15 protein-coding genes and 1 other RNA gene are annotated in these 19,273 nt (G+C 43.0%); 7 read left to right on the forward strand and 9 right to left on the reverse strand.

The genetic code is table 11. The features are described 5' to 3' along the window. Positions 1-42 precede the first annotated feature (42 nt). Together ACMXYT_RS09180 and ACMXYT_RS09185 are read right to left on the reverse strand one after the other, a co-directional pair. The gene (locus ACMXYT_RS09180) at positions 43-1,851 is read right to left on the reverse strand and encodes a nickel-dependent hydrogenase large subunit (protein ID WP_415898420.1); all 1,809 of its coding nucleotides are present in this window, start codon (positions 1,849-1,851) and stop codon (positions 43-45) included. Then, entirely contained in the window at positions 1,851-2,927 is a 1,077-nt protein-coding gene (locus ACMXYT_RS09185; RefSeq protein ID WP_415887894.1) for a hydrogenase small subunit, read from the reverse strand. Before ACMXYT_RS09185 ends, ACMXYT_RS09180 begins: the two co-directional genes overlap by 1 nt. 339 nt (positions 2,928-3,266) lie before the next feature. Between ACMXYT_RS09185 and ACMXYT_RS09190 the strand changes: the two genes are divergently transcribed. From ACMXYT_RS09190 to ACMXYT_RS09200, 3 genes are all read left to right on the forward strand, one after another. Next, the gene (locus tag ACMXYT_RS09190) at positions 3,267-3,671 is read left to right on the forward strand and encodes a bacteriohemerythrin (protein WP_415905728.1); all 405 of its coding nucleotides are present in this window, start codon (positions 3,267-3,269) and stop codon (positions 3,669-3,671) included. A 241-nt stretch (positions 3,672-3,912) separates the two neighbouring features. Further along, the gene (hisC, locus tag ACMXYT_RS09195) at positions 3,913-4,995 is read left to right on the forward strand and encodes a histidinol-phosphate transaminase (protein WP_415898422.1); all 1,083 of its coding nucleotides are present in this window, start codon (positions 3,913-3,915) and stop codon (positions 4,993-4,995) included. A 384-nt stretch (positions 4,996-5,379) separates the two neighbouring features. Further along, entirely contained in the window at positions 5,380-6,186 is an 807-nt protein-coding gene (locus tag ACMXYT_RS09200) for a flagellin (RefSeq protein ID WP_415898423.1), read from the forward strand. Positions 6,187-6,193: 7 nt separating this feature from the next. Here ACMXYT_RS09200 and ACMXYT_RS09205 read toward each other — a convergent pair whose 3' ends face one another. The 3 genes from ACMXYT_RS09205 to ACMXYT_RS09215 all read right to left on the reverse strand — a co-directional run bounded on the left by ACMXYT_RS09205 (position 6,194) and on the right by ACMXYT_RS09215 (position 9,808). Then, the gene (locus tag ACMXYT_RS09205) at positions 6,194-6,595 is read right to left on the reverse strand and encodes an Hpt domain-containing protein (protein ID WP_415898424.1); all 402 of its coding nucleotides are present in this window, start codon (positions 6,593-6,595) and stop codon (positions 6,194-6,196) included. A 144-nt stretch (positions 6,596-6,739) separates the two neighbouring features. Next, entirely contained in the window at positions 6,740-8,698 is a 1,959-nt protein-coding gene (locus tag ACMXYT_RS09210; protein ID WP_415898425.1) for a methyl-accepting chemotaxis protein, read from the reverse strand. A gap of 267 nt (positions 8,699-8,965) precedes the next feature. Beyond that, positions 8,966-9,808: a LysR family transcriptional regulator gene (locus ACMXYT_RS09215; protein ID WP_415898426.1), complete on the reverse strand. Its 843-nt coding sequence runs from the start codon at positions 9,806-9,808 to the stop codon at positions 8,966-8,968. 107 nt (positions 9,809-9,915) lie between these two features. On the opposite strand from ACMXYT_RS09215, the gene ACMXYT_RS09220 reads away from it, so the two are divergent. Then, complete coding sequence (locus ACMXYT_RS09220; protein WP_415911354.1) at positions 9,916-11,124, forward strand: YbfB/YjiJ family MFS transporter; 1,209 nt, start codon at positions 9,916-9,918, stop codon at positions 11,122-11,124. Between the two features lie 1,248 nt (positions 11,125-12,372). Here ACMXYT_RS09220 and ffs read toward each other — a convergent pair. Further along, positions 12,373-12,469: signal recognition particle sRNA small type (gene ffs / locus ACMXYT_RS09225), an RNA gene on the reverse strand. A gap of 357 nt (positions 12,470-12,826) precedes the next feature. On the opposite strand from ffs, the gene ACMXYT_RS09230 reads away from it, so the two are divergent. Then, positions 12,827-14,053 (forward strand): EAL and HDOD domain-containing protein, encoded by a 1,227-nt coding sequence (locus tag ACMXYT_RS09230; RefSeq protein WP_415898428.1) that lies wholly within the window; start codon positions 12,827-12,829, stop codon positions 14,051-14,053. Here ACMXYT_RS09230 and ACMXYT_RS09235 read toward each other — a convergent pair. After that, complete coding sequence (locus ACMXYT_RS09235; protein ID WP_415898429.1) at positions 14,048-14,965, reverse strand: LysR family transcriptional regulator; 918 nt, start codon at positions 14,963-14,965, stop codon at positions 14,048-14,050. The genes ACMXYT_RS09230 and ACMXYT_RS09235 overlap by 6 nt on opposite strands. A gap of 173 nt (positions 14,966-15,138) precedes the next feature. On the opposite strand from ACMXYT_RS09235, the gene ACMXYT_RS09240 reads away from it, so the two are divergent. Beyond that, on the forward strand, positions 15,139-15,705 hold the full coding sequence (locus ACMXYT_RS09240) for a cytochrome b (RefSeq protein ID WP_415911355.1): 567 nt from the start codon (positions 15,139-15,141) through the stop codon (positions 15,703-15,705). Further along, a complete protein-coding gene (locus ACMXYT_RS09245; protein WP_415894188.1) occupies positions 15,705-16,280 on the forward strand; it encodes a YceI family protein in 576 nt (191 codons plus the stop codon). Before ACMXYT_RS09240 ends, ACMXYT_RS09245 begins: the two co-directional genes overlap by 1 nt. 68 nt (positions 16,281-16,348) lie before the next feature. Here ACMXYT_RS09245 and ACMXYT_RS09250 read toward each other — a convergent pair whose 3' ends face one another. Both ACMXYT_RS09250 and pbpC read right to left on the reverse strand, forming a co-directional pair. Beyond that, positions 16,349-16,828, reverse strand: coding sequence for a DUF411 domain-containing protein (locus tag ACMXYT_RS09250; protein WP_415896351.1), 480 nt, complete (start codon positions 16,826-16,828; stop codon positions 16,349-16,351). A 75-nt stretch (positions 16,829-16,903) separates the two neighbouring features. Then, positions 16,904-19,240, reverse strand: coding sequence for a penicillin-binding protein 1C (pbpC, locus tag ACMXYT_RS09255; RefSeq protein ID WP_415898430.1), 2,337 nt, complete (start codon positions 19,238-19,240; stop codon positions 16,904-16,906). Between the last annotated feature and the right edge of the window lie 33 nt (positions 19,241-19,273).

The following is a 19,273-nucleotide window of genomic DNA, read 5'->3' on the forward strand; positions in this document are numbered from 1 at the left end:
AACCTCCTGAATTTAGGCGCTGAATCAACAGCGCCACTATTCTTATCGAATTTTCACCTTAGTCAGCTCTTGACCATCCTCAGACATCACGTGTGTTGAACACGCAAGGCATGGGTCAAAACTATGAAGGGTGCGAAGAATTTCAACCGGCTCATCAGGACGCTCCATTGGTGTATCCAGCAAGGAAGCTTCAAATGCACCAATATTACCTTTGCTATCACGAGGCGAACCATTCCAAGTGGTAGGAACGATTGCTTGATAGTTCTCGATTTTGCCATCTTTGATCTTGATCCAGTGACCCAAAGCGCCGCGAGGAGCTTCGTTAATGCCAACTCCCATTGCCTCTTTTGGCCAACTACTTGGATCCCATTTCTCAACATTGGCAGTCGAGCTATCACCCGCTTTAATGTTGTTAACCAGTTGGTACCAATCATCCAACATAGTATCCGCACAAAGCTGACACTCCAGTGCACGTGCCAATGTTCGGCCTAATGTACTTGGTAAGAACTGTTTAATACCCAAATCTAAGCCCGTAGACTGATTGAATTCAGATAAAGAGCGATCAACCTGCTCCTGAACGTGCTCAGTACCAGAAGCATAAGCAATGATATATCGAGCAAGAGGCCCCACTTCCATTGCATGACCACGCCAGCGCGGTGCTTTAATCCAGCTGTATTTAGCAGATTCATCCAGTTCTTTAATATCTGTTTTGGTACCCTTTGTGTTAGGGCCAAGCTCAAAACTAGGCTCTGTCTCACCTTCCCATGGGTGCAAGCCCTGTTTCTCACCTTCGTAGCGGTACCAAGAGTGATCAACAAACTCCTTAATCTGCTCTGGATCACGCACATCAACAGGGTGAACCTCATCCCAGTTACCATTAACAATCGCACCAGCAGGAAGCAGATCTGTAGATTTGTCATATGGCACTTGAGTGTAAGTACCATAAGACAGAAGGTTCTCTGAAGCTAAGCCACCACCGTATAACCAATTTTTGTAGATACCAGCAATTGCCATAACATCAGGGATGTATACGTTCTTAGTAAACTCTTGCGCTTCACGGATACGCTCTAAGACATAGTTCAAACTAGTCATATTGATTGGCGCGCCTGAAGCACCAACATCATCCAAGTTAATTGCACATGGAACACCGCCCACCATGTAGTTAGGATGCGGATTCTTACCACCGAAGATGGTATGAATTTTTACCACCTCTTTTTGGAAATCAAGTGCTTCAAGATAATGAGCAACCGCCATCAAATCGGCTTCTGGAGGAAGTTTGTAAGCAGGGTTATCCCAATAGCCGTTAGCAAACAGTCCTAGTTGGCCACTTTCAACAAACTTTTTAAGGCGCGTTTGTACATCCTTAAAATAGCCTGGGCTAGATTTCGAATGATGAGGAGAGACCATCTGCTGTAGTTCAGAGGTAGCTTTAGGATCGGCTTTAAGAGCGTTAACTGGATTCACCCAGTCCAACGCATGTAGATGATAAAAATGTACGATGTGATCGTGAATCTGTAGAGTTTTATCCATCATGTGACGGATAAGGTGTGCATTCAAAGGCACCTGAATGCCTAAAGCATCTTCTACCGCACGTACCGATGTCAAAGCATGAGTACCTGTACAAACGCCACAAATTCGCTCAACAAAGGCCCAAGCATCACGTGGATCACGACCTTTAAGAATCACTTCGAGGCCACGCCACATGGTGCCTGTTGATACAGCGTTACGAATAACGTTGTTTTCATCAACATTCACCTCACAACGCATATGTCCTTCAATCCGGGTTACAGGGTCTACAACAATGCGTCGGCCACTGTTATCTAAATCACTCGCATTAAATGGCTTATTCATTATTCCTGATCTCCTTTATGCTGAGCACGCTTAACCGCACTTACCGCCGCATGCGCAGCAACAGCGGCACCAACACCACCCGCTACAGCCATACCAATCTCATCTGCATTTTTCTCGATACCAAACTGATGAATATCGGTTAAACGGTTATAGAACGAACCTTTGTCCCAGAAACCATCTTCAGAACAACCAATACAACCGTGACCGGCCTGAATTGGGAAAGAGACACCCTCATTCCAACGTACAGTTGAACAAGCGTTATAAGTAGTTGGGCCTTTACACCCCACTTTATAAAGGCAGTAACCTTTACGTGCGCCTTCATCATCCCACTCTTCTACGAACTGGCCTGCATCAAAGTGTGGACGGCGATAACACTTATCGTGAATACGCTGGCTGTAGAACATTTTTGGACGACCTTGACGGTCTAGTTCAGGCATTTTGCCGAAGGTCAGCATATAGGTGATCACACCGGTCATTACCTCAGCGATTGGAGGACAACCTGGTACTTTGATAATTGGTTTATCAGTAATAACTTTATGGATAGGTACCGCTTGGGTTGGGTTTGGACGTGCAGCTTGAACACAGCCCCAAGATGCACAAGAGCCCCATGCGATAATGGCAGCAGCATCCTTGGCTGCATACTTCAGTTTTTCAACAAAAGGTTTACCACCGGAGATACAGAACATACCATCTTCATTTAATGGCGGGTTACCTTCTACGGCAAGGATGTATTTACCTTTATATTTTTCCATCGTTTCATAAAGGATTTCCTGCGCTTGGTGGCCAGCTGAAGCCATCAAGGTGTCGTCGTAATCCAAAGAGATCATGGATAGAACAACATCTTTTACCAACGGGTGAGCCGAACGAATAAACGATTCAGAACAGCAAGTACACTCTAAACCATGCAACCAGATTACCGGTGTACGCTCTTTGGTTTCCATTGCATGCGCAATTCTAGGTGCAAATGTTGGCCCTAAACCTAAGGCTGCAGCCGTTAAGCTACAATATTTCAGGAAGCTACGACGCGTAATACCCTGACGTCGCATAACCTCATAGAAGGTTTCAATTTGTGACATATGTCTCTCCGCCAATGCCAGCCACCACAGCTATGCCCTCATCTTTGATTAGCTATGCATAACTACGTGTAACATTTTTATTTTTTTGTTCAGTCATCTATTGGCAAAGTTCGGGCCAAAAATATTATTCTTGTTTTTCAACAACTTATTTGCAGGTTAAGATTTAGAGAGGGATAAAGACTAACCACTCATCCAGATAAAATGGTTAATCCCTTAACACTTATAAAGTCTGAGGTCATTTAGATGTATTTTAGACATATGTTTATTGACTGACATCAATATCTAAAAAGCGTCGAAGAGATAAGATGGATTTGCATTTCCATTAGAGAGGACTTACCTATGCAAGTTGAAGTAACTGATATCCCACAAGTCGCGGTTGATTTTATGAATGATGATCATGCAGAAGCTGTCACCCTTCTTAATCAGTTATTCAACACTTTGGAAACAGGTAATGACCGTGAAGTTGATGGTGCTTTATCCGGCTTTTACCAACACAATGCCGAACACTTCGCCCGCGAAGAAGAACAGATGATACGAATGAACTTCCCACCCTATACATGCCATAAAGGTGAGCATGAACGCGTTTTACAGGAGATACGTGAAACTCAACAACAATGGCAAGCAAACCATAACCGCGCAGAATTAAACAGCTACCTTAAAAACACTGTAATCCCTTGGTTTGTAAATCATATTAATACCATGGATACAGTAACAGCTATGTTTATCAGCCGTCATTGCGCCTAAATAGTACCGGCCACTATGAATCCGAATTTTAACTAACAGTCGAGCCTCCCCTCTCGGCTGTTAACCTTGCACTGTACTCGAAAGAAATGCTAGCAAGATAACGGTATAAAGGCTCTTGCCATAGATTAAGAATCCAGTCTGTTGTTAAACGCGTAAACAAATTCTGCTATCCTTCTGCGAAATTATTCACTCATGCCAAATAACACAGCAAAGTGCTGTCTTCGAGTATTACGGATCAATAATGAGCAAATATTGGAGTGACGCAATTCAGCGTCTAACACCTTACGTGCCGGGTGAGCAGCCTAAAGAAAGCGGTATCACAAAGTTAAACACCAACGAAAACCCTTACCCTCCTTCGCCGAAGGCGGCAGCGGTGATCAATAACTTTGATACAGCTAGGTTACGACTCTACTCCGACCCAGATTGCACTCAGTTAAAAGATGCACTTGCTAACCACTTTGAAGTTGAGCGTAAGAATGTCTTTGTTGGTAACGGTTCTGATGAGGTACTTGCTCATACCTTTGCAGCGTTCTTCCAACAAGAACAACCTCTGCTGATGCCAGAATTCACATACAGTTTCTATCCGGTTTACTGCAATCTTTTTGATATCGAATTTAAGCTGTTACCCCTAGGTGATAACTTTGAGTTAAACCTAGAAGACTATAACCAGCCAAATGGCGGTATTATTTTCGCTAACCCGAATGCGCCAACTAGCCGAGCAATTGAGTTAGGTGATATTGAAGCATTAGCTCAACGCAATACAGAAACCGTGATTGTGGTTGATGAAGCCTATGTAGATTTTGGCGCTTCTAGCGCTGTTGAATTAACCCAAAAATATGACAATGTTTTGGTGATTCAGACCTTCTCCAAATCTCGTTCTCTAGCAGGTATGCGAGTTGGATTCGCAATTGGTCACGAAGATTTGATTGCAGGTCTAGAACGCGTTAAAAATAGTTTTAACTCTTACCCTCTAGACATGCTAGCAATTGAATCAGCCGTTGCCGCTGTTGAAGATAACGACTACTTCGAAGCGACTACGAAGAAAATTATCGAGACACGTGAGTGGACGGTTAATCGTTTAGAAGAGTTAGGTTTTATTAGCTTACCGTCTAAAACTAACTTCTTATTCAGCACGCACCGCTTTATTGAGGCCGCTGAATTGATGGGTTTCCTTCGTACGAAGAAGGTCCTGGTACGCTACTTCAGCAAACCAGGTATCGATAATTACCTTCGCATATCGATTGGTACACAAGAAGAGATGGAACTGCTAATCAGTACCTTAGAACAACATCCTGATATCTGTAAGATGCCTATTGAGTCTTAAAAAAGCACTGCTTACCTGCAATAAAACCTCTGATAAAGCTGCCTTTCAGGTAGCTTTATCTTATTAGACCCTTAGATTAATCAAACTTCAGTAATACTCAATATACAGGGTCAAAAAGGTGTAAATACCCCTGCTTATTTAATGGACACTAAGGAACCATTGGCGTCACGAATATTTATACCTATTATTAGTTTTACTTTAGGGCTGCTTCTTTACCTAGAGTTTATGAGTACAACGGTTTTGTACTCGTCCGTGTTTATTCCATTGCAAGATTTCAGGGCGCACAGTTGTGCGCCCTTTTTTTATCCATTTCACCTGAACAAAAATCAACTCATAAACCGTGTGTACGCACTATACTGATATAGTTAAATCAGGAGCGCACTCATGCCTATAAATCCAACTGGGTTTGCTACCAGCCCCTACTCTCAATTCAATCAGATTCAGAATCGAATAAATGAAACTGAAGAACAGCTTGCTTCCGGCCAGCGAATAAATAATGCAGCGATCGATCCTGCCGGCCTGCAAGTACTTATCGACTTCCAAACTCAAATTAGAGGAAATAGCGCAGCCATTCGGAATAGTCTTGATGGTGTATCAGCACTTCAGATTGCAGATGGTGGTATTAATCAAGTCAATGATTCGCTACAACGTATTCGCGAACTGTCCATTCAAGCTCAAAATGGGATTCTAAATGAAAGTGACCGTTCAGCCTTGCAAAGTGAAGCAGATGCCCTATTAAGCGGCATACAGGATACCCTGGGACAAAGTACTTTTAACGGCCAATCATTACTCGCAGAAGATGGTCAGCTCCGCCTGCAAACAGGCCCGGGTACAGAGGATTCTCAAAACATAAGTACTTTCAATGTCAGTGATGAGTTTGATAACAGTGGTCTATTCACTTTAGATATTAGCAACGCAGGCGCTCTAGACATTATCGATCAAAGTCAGTCGTTTTTAGCGACGGTATCAGGTGAAATAGGTGCAAGCCAAAACAGATTAGACAGCACGATAAACACACTTACCGAAACTAATATAAATGAAGCGTCAGCAGCATCTGTGATTGGTGACACTGACTTTGCTCAAACGGTTTCAGAACGTGCTACCGCCCTTATTCAGCAAGATGTAGGTATCGCACTGCAAGCTCAAGCCAATGCTAACCGAGGGCTCGTGCTCAACTTACTCGGATCGTAAAGGGCAGTTAAGAGAGTAAATTAGACTGGAGTACTGCACGTTTAAAATCAGCCAAACTAACGTGTAAACAATCCAAGAGTTGGGGTTCTGAAATGCTCTCATTTTGCCTAGCTTTTTGTTCTACAAAACCAGCCAAAGCACCTAACCTTTCGCCCCCTAACATACGAGACGAACCTTTTAGGGAATGAGCAACTTTTCTTAGTTTTGTTTGATCAACGTCATCAAGCGCCTGACCAATATCGTTAATCTCGCGCTGAGCACTTTCCCAGTAGAGATTAAAAACATGATCTAGATATTTAGCCTCTAGCTTTAGTGCAATTACTGTTGCCTCATTGAAGGCAGGCAACGACATCAACTCACTTAAAGGCTCAGACGAAGACATGTTTGTTACGTTTACTTGATCGGCCACTGTTAACTTCCTGATACCTTTCTAGATGGGTAAAAATCCATTCTTTGATAACAATAGCGAAAAACCTACATATTAAAAGTTCGCTGTTGAATAGGTAAAAAAAGGGGTGATAAATCACCCCTTTGTCATCATTATCCCTACAATTTAATTTACTTTGAAGCGCTGCACCATTTCCTGCATACGAGCCGCCACATCGCTTAGCGCAATACTTGAATTGGCCGTTTCATCAGCAGCTACACGGCTCTGTTCAGCAATCACACGTACATTACTCAAGCTTTGGCTAATTTCGTCTGCCACTACACTTTGCTGTTCAGCAGAACTAGCAATCTGAGCATTCACTTCATTCATCTGTTCAACTGTCATACTGATCTGGTTTAATGCAGAATCAGCCTGATCGACCAGTTCAATACACTGATTAGCTTCTTGTGTACCCTGATTAACCACATTAACGGTCAAGTTAGCGCGGGCTTGTAGGTCATCGATCAAGTTGTGAATCATCTCAGTAGACTGCTGAGTACGTTGTGCAAGAGAGCGCACCTCATCAGCAACAACAGCAAAACCTCGACCTTGCTCACCAGCGCGCGCCGCCTCAATAGCCGCATTCAAAGCAAGAAGATTGGTCTGTTCTGCAATCTCACGAATCACATCAAGAATAGCGTTAATATCACGCGTTTTTTGCTGAAGGTGCTCCACTTCAGACGAAGTTTTATCCAAGCTTAAAGAGAGACGATTCATTCCCTCTGTCGCGATCTTCATTTTATTGCGGCCTTCCATCACTTGATGGTTAGCACTATCCGCAGAAGAAGCTGCACTAGACGCGTTATCCGCTACATGTTGCGCGGTATACGCCATTTCAGTTACAGCAGATGCTACCTGATCAGTTTCTTCCTGCTGCTGCATAGTCCCAGCACGAGCTTGCTCTGTCAGCGCAGCTAACTCTTCCGCTGACATACTCATGTTGTAACCCGCCTGATTGATTTCAGTGATCATCTCACGGAATCTGATGGTCGTATGACCTAAAGAACCCTGCAACTTCCCCACTTCATCTCTGCGATTTGTTTCTAGTATCTGGGTTAGATCACCTTCCGCCAAAGTATCTGCATAGTTCACAGCTTCTAAAATCGGACGAGTGATCATGCGAGTGATCCAAAGTGCAAAGAAAACACCCAAAATAACCGCTATAACTGAGATTACAATCACAGAAATAAAGCCCTGGTGATTGTGTGACTGTAGCATTGGCCCGAGCGAGTCTTGATCAGCAATAACTGACAACTTTACTTTTTCAACATTACTCGCAACTTGAGGACCGATCACATCCAGAGTCCCAATCACTAGGTTATTGCGCTGATCGATTGTCTTATGGATTTCTAAAGTTGCAGCCAGATATTTATCTCGTGCTGTAGCAAAACGATCTAACAGCTGGATTTCATTGTCTAGCAGGAACACCTTTTTCAGGTTTTCTAGATGATTTGTTAGAGCACCATCCAATTTATTGATCGAAATCTGAAAATCTTCTTGATGATTCTTTTCCATGAAACGAACAAGATATAGCCTCGCTAGCAACAGATCTTCCTGCAAGTTAGAAGCTAGAAATGCCAATTCAGGTTCACCACGGTTATTAGCTAACTTTCTTAACTGAGTAATACTGTCGCGCATGACTGGGCCCTGCTGGGCCAAGGTGTTGTAATACAACTCATCCTCAGTTTTAACTAATCCAACCACCTTCTGAAAAGTCGTTTTATACTCGTCTAATAGCGCTGCTGTTTCCATAATCAAACGACTACGCTCTGGATTGTTTATCTCTTGCTTAGACTGTTCTAAAAACTGGTTCATTAGCGCCATACGTTCTTCATATTGCTCTAATGATTGTTTGTCATGACTGATAAGAAAGTTTTTTACCGACATACGCACTTTCAGCATATTCGCCTGTAAGCGCCCCGAAAGATTACTATCGCGCGCTAACTCACGGTATTGCACAAAGCCATCTTCTGCATGGTGCAAACCTTTAATACCTGTAAACGATGCTGCCACCAGCAATAACAGTACAAAACCGAAGCTCAAGCCGATCTTACTGCGTAAATTAAATGTGTTTAGCTTATTCATGTATTTGCACTTACTACATTAGAATTAGGGAATTGAATACAAAGGATAATCAATAGCAGGTGATAATATTTATCATTTAGATCCATTTCAATAATAATCGATCAAAAATCGAGATTATTTTCAGGCTGATTACGATCTATACAGTACGGAAGGATTTATTGGACAATTAACAAACAATTCAAACTATAACGCTAAAGCGACTTTACTATTGCAACCAGAGGGTAATGCTTAATGTTTTCAATTCAAACACTGAAGGCTCAAGCTACTTTATTGTTTATTTTCAGGAAATTGGCTGACAAAGTTTAAAATACCTTGTTCTAAGGGATGACCTTTTCGATAGATAACCGAGATCTCTATTCTTTGCAGTCCTTGGGTAACGGGCACTGATTTAAGTGCATTTTCATAACGACTCCCTGTCACCATATTTTCGCCGATAACGGTGTAACCTAATCCGGCGGCAATACAGCCAAGAATGCCATCGGCACTACTCATCACCATCATCTCATCAGTAAATCTATCGCCTAATTCTTGCCAAGCCAGGGCACACTTCCTATAACCACAGCCCTCTTCTCTCACAAACAGAACGGGCTCATATTCTTGATCTACTGGTGTTACAAGCACAAGCGACTCATGAACAACGGGTATTATCCGTAGATCCTCATGCGACTTAGCATTTCCGACTAACGCGCAATCTAACTGATCATTCAAAATAGCGAGTGCTAATCGGTCACTTGTATCTGTATAGATTCGAGGAATGATTTCTGGATGCTTACGTTTAAGCTGTTTTAGCGTCGTGGGTAGGTGAACTGCAGCAAAAGTTTCAGGCATGCCTATACGAAGTTCGTAGTTCCCTTTGCTTTTTAAGATAGCGGTTGAAGCTTGATACTCCAGCTGCAAAATCTGGGAGGCATATTTGTATAAAAGCTGGCCTGTCGCTGTAAGCTCGAGCTTTCTCCCTACCCGAATAAATAATTTAGAATCAAGTTCGTCTTCTAACTTCTGAATTCTAGTAGTGATATTAGACTGCACTGTATTAAGCTTTTCAGAGGCACCTTTAATACCCTCCTCATCAACAACAGCCTTAAACGTGCGTAACGCTACAATCTCCATATAGTTCTCTTTTATTGAAGTTTTAATTCTAAAAGATTCACTTTTTAAGATTATCAGAAAGCGCTATGGTTGTTGAACATAAATACAATAAAAGCCAAAAAGCATTTATGAACAACACACTTACAAAAAGTCAGGTCTATTTTGCAGGTATATGCAGCCTAGTTGTTACAGTGGGAGTCGCTCGCTTTTCCTACACACCTTTACTGCCAATCATGCAGGCAGAAGCAGGCCTTACTGAAACTGGCGGCGGCTGGCTCGCTACCGTAAACTACATTGGTTATATGATTGGTGTTCTAATTGCGGCAAACCTTAACAATCTTCACCACAAGTATGTGTTGCAGAAGTTATATTTGGTACTCAGCGTGGTAACAAGTGCAGCAATGGTTATCTCTAACGACCTTTATACTTGGTCTTTTATGCGCTTAATAGCAGGGATCTGTGCTTCAGGCGGGTTAATCATCTCCTCTGGGCTAATCTTAAAATGGCTGGTCAACAATGGCCACAGGGGCGAGCTCGGCATCCACTTTTCGGGGATAGGCATGAGCATAGCTGTCTCAGCCATCATCGTAGAAATCCTTTTACAATTCTCTGCTAATTGGCAGCAGCAATGGCTATTTTTTGCCGCCGTAGCAGCAATTATCGCAGTGCCGGCATGGTTATGGATACCTCACCCTAACAACCATTCTGATCACGCTCAGGCAGCACCTAAAGACAATCCACCCAGCAAAAAATTTACTCGCCTATTCTTACTGGCATACTTCTGTGCGGGTTATGGTTATGTCGTTAGTGCGACTTTTATCGTCGATATCATTGAAGGTCTCGAAGGTTTAGAAGGTCAAGGCGCCTTATCCTTTGTCTTAATAGGGCTTGCTGCTATTCCAGCTGTGGTTCTTTGGGATAGAGTCGCACGCAAGTACGGCTATTTAAAAGCTTTATTAGGTGCTTATAGCCTGCAAATCATTGGCATCATGATTCCTACACTGAGCGATGCATTCCCATTAATTGCCCTGTCTGCAATTTTGTTTGGAGGCACCTTTGTTGCCTGCGTAAGCCTCGTGCTGACTATGGCGGGCCACTTCTTCCCTAGTAATCCTTCTAAATTCATGGGCAAGATGACCCTTGCTTATGGCTGCGCTCAAATAATTGCGCCATTTTTAACCGGGCTATTAGCCGAGACTTTGGGGAACTACAATCTAGGCTTATATCTTTCAGCCATTGTCATGGTAGTGGGATCAGGCTTGATTCTGGCGCTGAAGAAGATTGGTGAACAATCAGCAGACTCTAATAAACCTCGTACTCTTAGCGTAAAAACATAGACCTATAGAGTAGCCTTGCTTTGTTCAAGGATAAAACTAAGCTAGAATTCAAATAACCGTTTTGATTTTTGGGAAGAACTAAGGAACGTTCTAATCTCATGGAAGAAATAAAAGATATATTATTACTCGTCGTGACTAGTTTCAGCGGCCTCGCTGGAATTATCTATTGTCCGTATATATTCCTTATCACATTCGGCATACTTTTCTTTGTGCTGTATCGATTAAAAACCAATGTAGCAAAAGAATAAGATATCAGTATGTGTATGGATTGACATATTGAAAGTCGCTTTTGAGTCCACCAATATGCCCTCCATTCCTGACTTGTCTCCTTCCTTAACAAGCTCCGATATCCTTACTAAGAGATGCATCAAAATTTATCACCGCACTGCAACATAAGCATTAAACTCATCTAATTTAAATCGAAGAAATGTACTAGAAACCAGACAATAAGCATTTATGCTCTTTCTCAAAGTTAATAATTATCTGGCCCGTAGAACAAACGATCTAGCACCTTCAAATATCAAACCACAGTCACCAATATTTATTGCGCCGCACAAAAAAAGCCAAAATAAGAGTTTTTCTTATAAACACAAACCTTCAATTGACTTAGAATAGCGCCAATTTAATTTTCCAAGTAAGTAATACTCAATCTAAATATGGCAAAACTCGTTAAAGACTTTGAGGACTACCAATTCACGTTTTACTGGGTAAATGATCTCAATGAACGTATCAGCCCAAATCTACCAACTCTGAATCACGCAAAAGAGTGGATAGTCTCCTTCAAAAACAGCCAACACAAAGGAATTGAACGCCGAAAGAGAAAATGTGATCGAAGGCACGTAAATGGCACTATGCGTAATGAGCTTACTTCTAAAAGGTCACCATACTCAAGTGGACGAAGATCTACTGATAAACCAATAGAAATTGAGTTTGACCTATCATCTGTAAAGATCACCAAACTTAAAGAAGTAGTTTAGTTTCTAGCCTCCCCCCTTCCTATGTTAAGAACATAAATGACGTATTAATTAATCATAGGAAGGACGGGATTTTAGATATGAATCCATAGCTTATCTCTAATACAGCATACCCTTCTGTTATTCACAGTTAGATGAAGAAGTAAAAGAAAAAACGCCGTGTCGTGACTGTTCAAGATATGCAGCAGATCCGAAATAAACCATGTGTGGCACTTGGCGTCAGCAGAGCAAGAAATCAGCAGAAAAACGTTGTAAACCATGGGATTGGTGATGACCCCACCAGCCACATTCCGGCACATGAATCCACCGCTGTGGCTGCTCCCTTCCGGGCCTGACCAGGTTCACGATTTATCATTGCGGAAGGACCAGCAGGGCCACCATAGCGGGCCTGAAGGGCCTTGTCTGAGCTAGATCACTCAAGACAGGCGCGCAGTATACCAGTGATTTTTTGAGATGCAAATGCAATTATTTAACTCTCTGTTTTTATAGAAATAAAATTCATATTCAGACCCATGACTCAACCCTCAAGGTCTCTACTGAACTCCTGATGTTTCTCTTCATTTTAGCCGTCGATGATTAGGATCTAACCTATACTGATACGACCAGATAACAAAACCACTGATTAATTTGTTAAGGGTTTCTTAATACCATGGCTTTTATAGTGGCTCTGCTGTTAGAGTTAAACGATCTAGGATTTGTTGTATGAACAAACAACAGGATAAATGCACATGGAAGAACATTTAAACCAGCTAGGACTTGCCCGACAACCAATTTTTGACCGCGAACTCAATGTCGTGGCGTACGAGCTGTTATATCAGTCGGAACATGGTGAAGCTGTAGCCAAGTTTTTAAAAGGCGACCAAGAATCCTGTAATGTTCTGATCAATAATTTCACCAGCATCTACGATTCAGGCAAATTAAAATCCTTACCTGCTTTTCTGAATGTCACTGAAGGCTTTATTCGTACAGAAAGCCTACCAAGTCTTTCGCGACACAATTTAGTTCTGGATGTTAAGCAGCAGCCTAATATCACGCCTGAATTGCTTGGCTCACTTAAAAAATATGTGGATGCTGGCTACCGCTTAGTTTTAGACGATTTCACTTACAGTAGTGACTACGATGAACTGCTTAAACTTGCGCATATGGTGCGAGTCGATATTCGCAAACATAGTGATGAAGCGATTGTTTCTCACTTGGAAAGCATGCGCCCTTTTAAGGTAGTTTCTCTCGCTGAGAATGTTGAGACTCATGATGAGTATGAGCGCTGCCATGCCTTAGGGTTCAGGCTTTTCCAGGGCACATTCCTGTCTAGACCCACGCTAGTCGAAGGTAAAAAATTAACGTCTAATCAGGCCATTGTAATTCACCTATTAGCGGCGCTTCAGGATCAAGATGTTACTCCTGCAGTACTAGCAGACATCTCATCTCGCGACCCACAACTGACCTTCAAACTATTACGTATCGTCAATTCTGCGCAATATAACCTGCCGAATAAGATCGAAAGTTTAAGTCAGGCGATCATTGCCTTAGGCATGAACGAGATCAACAAGTGGGCCACCCTACTTGCCCTATCCAGTAATGATGAGAAACCGAGCGAATTAATTCGACAGATCCTAATGACAGCAAGAATGTGCGAATCCGTCGCTTATCGCACTGAAGAGATTGATTCTGAACTCGCTTTTATTACGGGCGTAATTTCGATGCTGGACGCTCTACTTGAGATTGAACAAGACTCCTTACTTGAGCAACTATCCGTCTCTGATGAAATTGTCGAAGCAGTGACAAGTTACGAAGGTCCTGCTGGGCGTTTACTGCAAGCAGTCAATTTCTACATGATTGGCCAATCGGCCTTTAAGCTGCCACCTCATATTCAAGAAATTTATGCCGATGCTTATTATGATGCATTGAGTTGGAGTAATGAGACCATGCAGCTTATGTCAGGTTCTCATTTATAGATCTGGCTGGAAAATCGATAACAGCTGAGCCCTCACCCAGCGGCACATTGGATCTTGATGGAAGCGCTCATGCCAATAGAGGTAGAGCACAACCTTAGGTAGATCAAATTCAATAGGCAGCGGCTTAATCACTAGGCTGCTGCTTTTTACCAAATGCTGGGCCATTACTTCTGGCAATGTAAAAATCAGATCAGATCCCTGACCGAACTCGGCAACCGACATAAAACTTGCGAGCCTCAGCATCACCCTCCGATTCAAACCGATTTTATCTAATTCGATATCCATCATTCCAGGCCCCTTCCCTGTAATGGAAACAAGTCCATGGGAAGCTTGCGCATAATCATTCAAACTTATAGAACTTTGACTGGCTAAAGGGTTAGTTTGATCCATCACACAAACATGACCTGTACGCACAATTGGAAAGCGTCTGAATTGGTCTTGCCCTGAATCAGGAGATAGCCCCGTGATTGTAAAATGCACTTCACCTTTTGCGAGATATTCAAAATGCTCTGGTTGCTGTGAAACAATCTCTACCCGCAACCTCGGTGCCTTTTCGCGCAGCATCCTTACCACATCTGGCATCAATAGGATTAACTCTAAATCCAAGCCGGTTAGCTTAACCACACCCTCAGCCAGCTCTGGATTAAACTCCTCTGGTTGCATAATCGAAGCGACATCTTGTAACAGTGGCTTTAACTGCTTTTCCAGATCAACAGCTCGTGCACTAAGGTCATAGCCATTTCCAGTTCTAACTAAGAGAGGATCATCAAGTGTTTGACGCAATCGCTGTAACGCTCTGCTCACAGCTGGTTGGCTCATCTGCAGGCGTTCAGCTGCTTTAGAAACATGGCGCTCAGATAACAACGCTTGTAGCACAACGAGGAGATTTAGGTCGACCGAACGTAAATTCATTAAACGAATAACCGAAATATAAAATATGCATTAGACGCATTTATGATTAGCCATTAAAGTTTGAAAAGCAAATCCAAAAGATGACGCTAACAACTTGTAAAGATTCGTAAACTTGACTGCAGCACAATGTTATTTATGGTTGCATAGCTAAGATAATTTGAGGACAGAAGTAGATGCCATTTAACCACAAAATTTTGAATGATAATGACAGCTATGGGTGGGGCCCAGTCCTACTTCATTGGTTCATTGCATTATCGGTTATTGGCCTTTACCCCCTCGGTTTATATATAGAAAGCTTAAGCTATTACGATCCCGAATACCGGACGGTGCCGATCTGGCATAAAAGTATCGGCATCCTACTAGCAGGTTTGTTGATTACACGCATCTTGTGGCGTTTATTCAACCGCTCGCCAAAAGCCCTGCCGCAACCAAAAAAGATGGCAATTGCAGCAAAAGCCGCACATGTATTGCTCGAAGTTTTACTTCTACTTATCTTGTGTTCGGGCTACCTGATTTCTACCGCTGATGGTCGAGCAATAGAAGTTTTTACTTGGTTTAGTATTCCAGCACTACCCTTCGCAATGGAACAGCAGGAGGATATTGCAGGTGAGATTCACTTTTTGATAGCAACAACACTCATCGTGCTAGCAGCATTACATGCATTCGCTGCAATAAAGCACCATTACATAGATAAAGATACAACACTAAAGCGCATGCTAGCGCTACGCGAGGAACATTGATGAAATCTAAATTTATTAAAGGGTTGGCGCTAGCCTCTCTAATCACTACGTCCCCTCTTTATGCTGCGGATTACGTTATTGATACAAAAGGTGCGCATGCATCTATTCAATTCCGCATCAGCCATTTGGGCACTAGCTGGTTAACTGGCCGTTTCAACACATTCTCGGGTGAATTCAGCTACGATGCTGCAAACCCTGCGGCATCTAAAGTAAATGTTGATATTGATGTTAACTCGTTTGACTCTAACCACGCTGAGCGTGATAAGCATATCCGTGGCGATGAATACCTAGACGTAGCTAAACACCCTAAAGCGTCTTTTGTTAGCTCTTCATACACGCCAAATGAAGATGGCAGCGGCGTAATGAAAGGCATGCTAACACTTTACGGAACAAGCAAAGAGATCTCTATCGACGTGAAAAAGGTAGGTGAAGGAAAAGACCCTTGGGGCGGATACCGTGCAGGCTTCGAAGGTACTACAGAGATCCAACCTAAAGATTTTGGCATGAACTACCAGCTAGGCCCTGCAGCTGAAACTGTATACCTAGAACTTCATATCGAAGGTATTCGTAAGTAATTTCGATTTCATCTCAAAACAAAAAAGGCGAACCTTATGGTTCGCCTTTTTAATATTCAAAACTGGATTTAGTAATCTGCATATTCCGAATAAACGCTGACTTCGTTTTTATCTGATACCGCATAGACTTTAAAATCGTCCTTTCGAGCGCCTTCCATATCCATACCTGGGCCACCTGATGGCATGCCTGGTACAGTCAACAAACGGATATTATCGGAATTATCAGCCAATAACTTTTTAATATCCTGCGCCGGTACATGACCTTCAACGACCAAGCCATTTACTACACCAGTATGACAAGACGCACCTTGAGCAGGTACACCTAAACGCTGCTTGATTGGCGATACATCATGCATCTCAATACTATTTACGTTGAAATTGTGTTGCTCAAGATGGGTGATCCATTCCTTACAGCAACCACAAGTCGGGCTATGGTAGACATCGATCTCATAACTTTGATCTGTTTTACCCTCTTCCCAATATGGGTCTGCTGCGAAAACAGGCATACATAAAACAGCGGAAACCAAACCAATAATTAACTTTTTCATTCAACAGCCTCTACAGTTAGTCTGTATATTTTATCGGGTGCTGGAGTGTAGAGCTATACGATTTTATTCAAGTCATTACAGGACGCTAAATTCAATTTGAGCGCTCGCCCCTGAAATACTTTGAACATAAAGCTGATAAGTTTGGCCTCCCTGCAGAGTCAGCTTTTGTTTATTGCTGGAACCTTCAAGCAACTTGCCATTGAGATACCAATTAAGACTGCCTTCACGTCCCTCGGCTCTAACATCCACTTCTATCATCTCCAAACCGTTGGTGTGATATACCTGTTGCGGGTTGATTCCATGCAATCTTAAAAGTGCACTGGTTTGTAAGATTGTTTTGCATTCGCTATTAAAAAGGGGAATACGCTCATCCCTTCGCCACTGTTTAGATATCCAAGGCTCCATCGCTGCAGGCCAAACAAAACTTGATTGGCTTTTCATAGGACCAATATCGCACTCCCTTGTCACCCTTAAGCCTGATTGTTGATCCACTAAATAATTATATTGCGGGTTATAAAATCGGTTTTGCCCTAGAGGCTCAGGATCCAAAGTACGCGGGGTATTTTTAGCAATCGTATAAGCAACTCTTATCTGATCACAGGCCTGATCACTAGACATCACAACCCTACCATCCGGCCAACAGACAGACTGCTCCACAACATCCTCAGGTTTTGTGATTGTATCGGCTTCGGACTCAAGCAATTGATAGAGCTGGAACAATAAAGGACCTGCCAAAACACGTCCCATAGTTTTCTCCATTGGCGAACCATCAGGCCTACCGAGCCAGACCCCTAGCGTATATCTTTTAGATACGCCCACTGCCCAAACATCGCGATAGTCCCAACTGGTGCCAGTCTTCCAACCAATTTTGGGAAGGTGAGCCCGAGAGTAACCATCGATAAATTGATCTGGCGGATCTATATTTGCAAGGGCATTCCAAGTAATCCATGCAGCTTCGGTGCTCATCAATTGCCGAGGTAGTTGGCCAGATTCATCATCACCGGCGTCTTCAACTCCACCAGCGACAGAATACTTTAATGGCGCAACTCTGCCTGAATTCGCCAAGCTCGTGTAGAGCGTTACTAAATGCTCTAAAGAGCTGCCAGCACCACCTAAGATAATTGCGGAATTAGCGCGCCCACCGGGAATTCGCAGAGAAGCACCAACATGATCGAGTTTGTTAGCAAAACGCTGAGAATCGTAATGCTGTATCATTTGAACAAATGGCAAATTAAGTGAGCGTTGTAATGCTGAGGATGCGGATACAGGCCCCGAGAATCCTTGGCTGAAATTACCAGGCCGATATTGCCCAGTCACTATAGGCACATCCGCTAATAGGGACTCACTATGGATAAGACTGTCATCCAGCGACAAACCATATAAAAAGGGCTTTAAGGTGGAGCCCGGAGAGCGTATCGCTGTGACCATATCGACATGACCGAAGCGCTGTTCATTTAGAAAGTCTGCAGACCCCATGTACGAAATAACCTGACGGCTCTGATTATCAACTAACAATGCCGCCGCCGAAATGCCTTTAGCCTGTCGAGATACATAACGCTTTATCTGATCAGAGAACTGCTGCTGGATACCACTATCAATCGTCGAACGTATAACTTTGTTTTCAGGTTCCGACTGTTTCAAGCGTCGACTCAAAAGTGGCGCGTGTATCGGGTTGGATAGAGGCCATACCGCGATATTTTCTTGCTTCGCCCGGTTAACACTTTCTTCACTCCAAACTTGAAAGCTAAGCAAACGATCCAATACTTTATCTCGATATTGCTGTGCTAGTTTTGGATGCCTATCCGGCCTCAATCGTGAAGGTGCCTGAGGTAAAACAGCTAATAGAGCAGCTTCAGAAAAGCGTAGTTGCGAAGCTGGTTTTTGCAGATATTGTAAGCTAGCAGCTTGCACCCCTTCGATGGTTCCACCAAAGGGTGCCTTATTAAGATACATGTTTAAGATTTCATCTTTAGACAGATGCCATTCCAACTGCAATGCTCTTAATATCTGCTGCAATTTCCCCCTTACACTACGCGGGCTCGGATAGTGCAAACGCGCCACTTGCATGGTCAGCGTGGAACCACCAGAGATAATCCTACCCTCTTTAATCCAATGCCAACTTGCACGCAGCAAACTCAATGGATTGACGCCGGGGTGTCGGTAAAAATAACGATCTTCGTAAGTAAGTAGAGCCTCGATATACCGAGGCGAAACTTGATCAATGGAGACGGGGTATCGCCATACGCCATTGTGATCAGCGAAGGTACGCAAGGGTTCGCCATTACGGTCGAGAACAACCGTAGCTGCTCCTCCGGCTGAATTGTCATGTAAGGGGAAAGCACGATTTGCTATCCATAAACCTGCCGCGATAAGACAAAGCACACAACAGGTAAATTTAAAAACAAATCGCATCTTTCCTCACATCAAACGCTTAAGGTGCATACG

The organism is Neptuniibacter sp. QD37_11 (assembly GCF_047778105.1).
Lineage (GTDB): Bacteria > Pseudomonadota > Gammaproteobacteria > Pseudomonadales > Balneatricaceae > Neptuniibacter.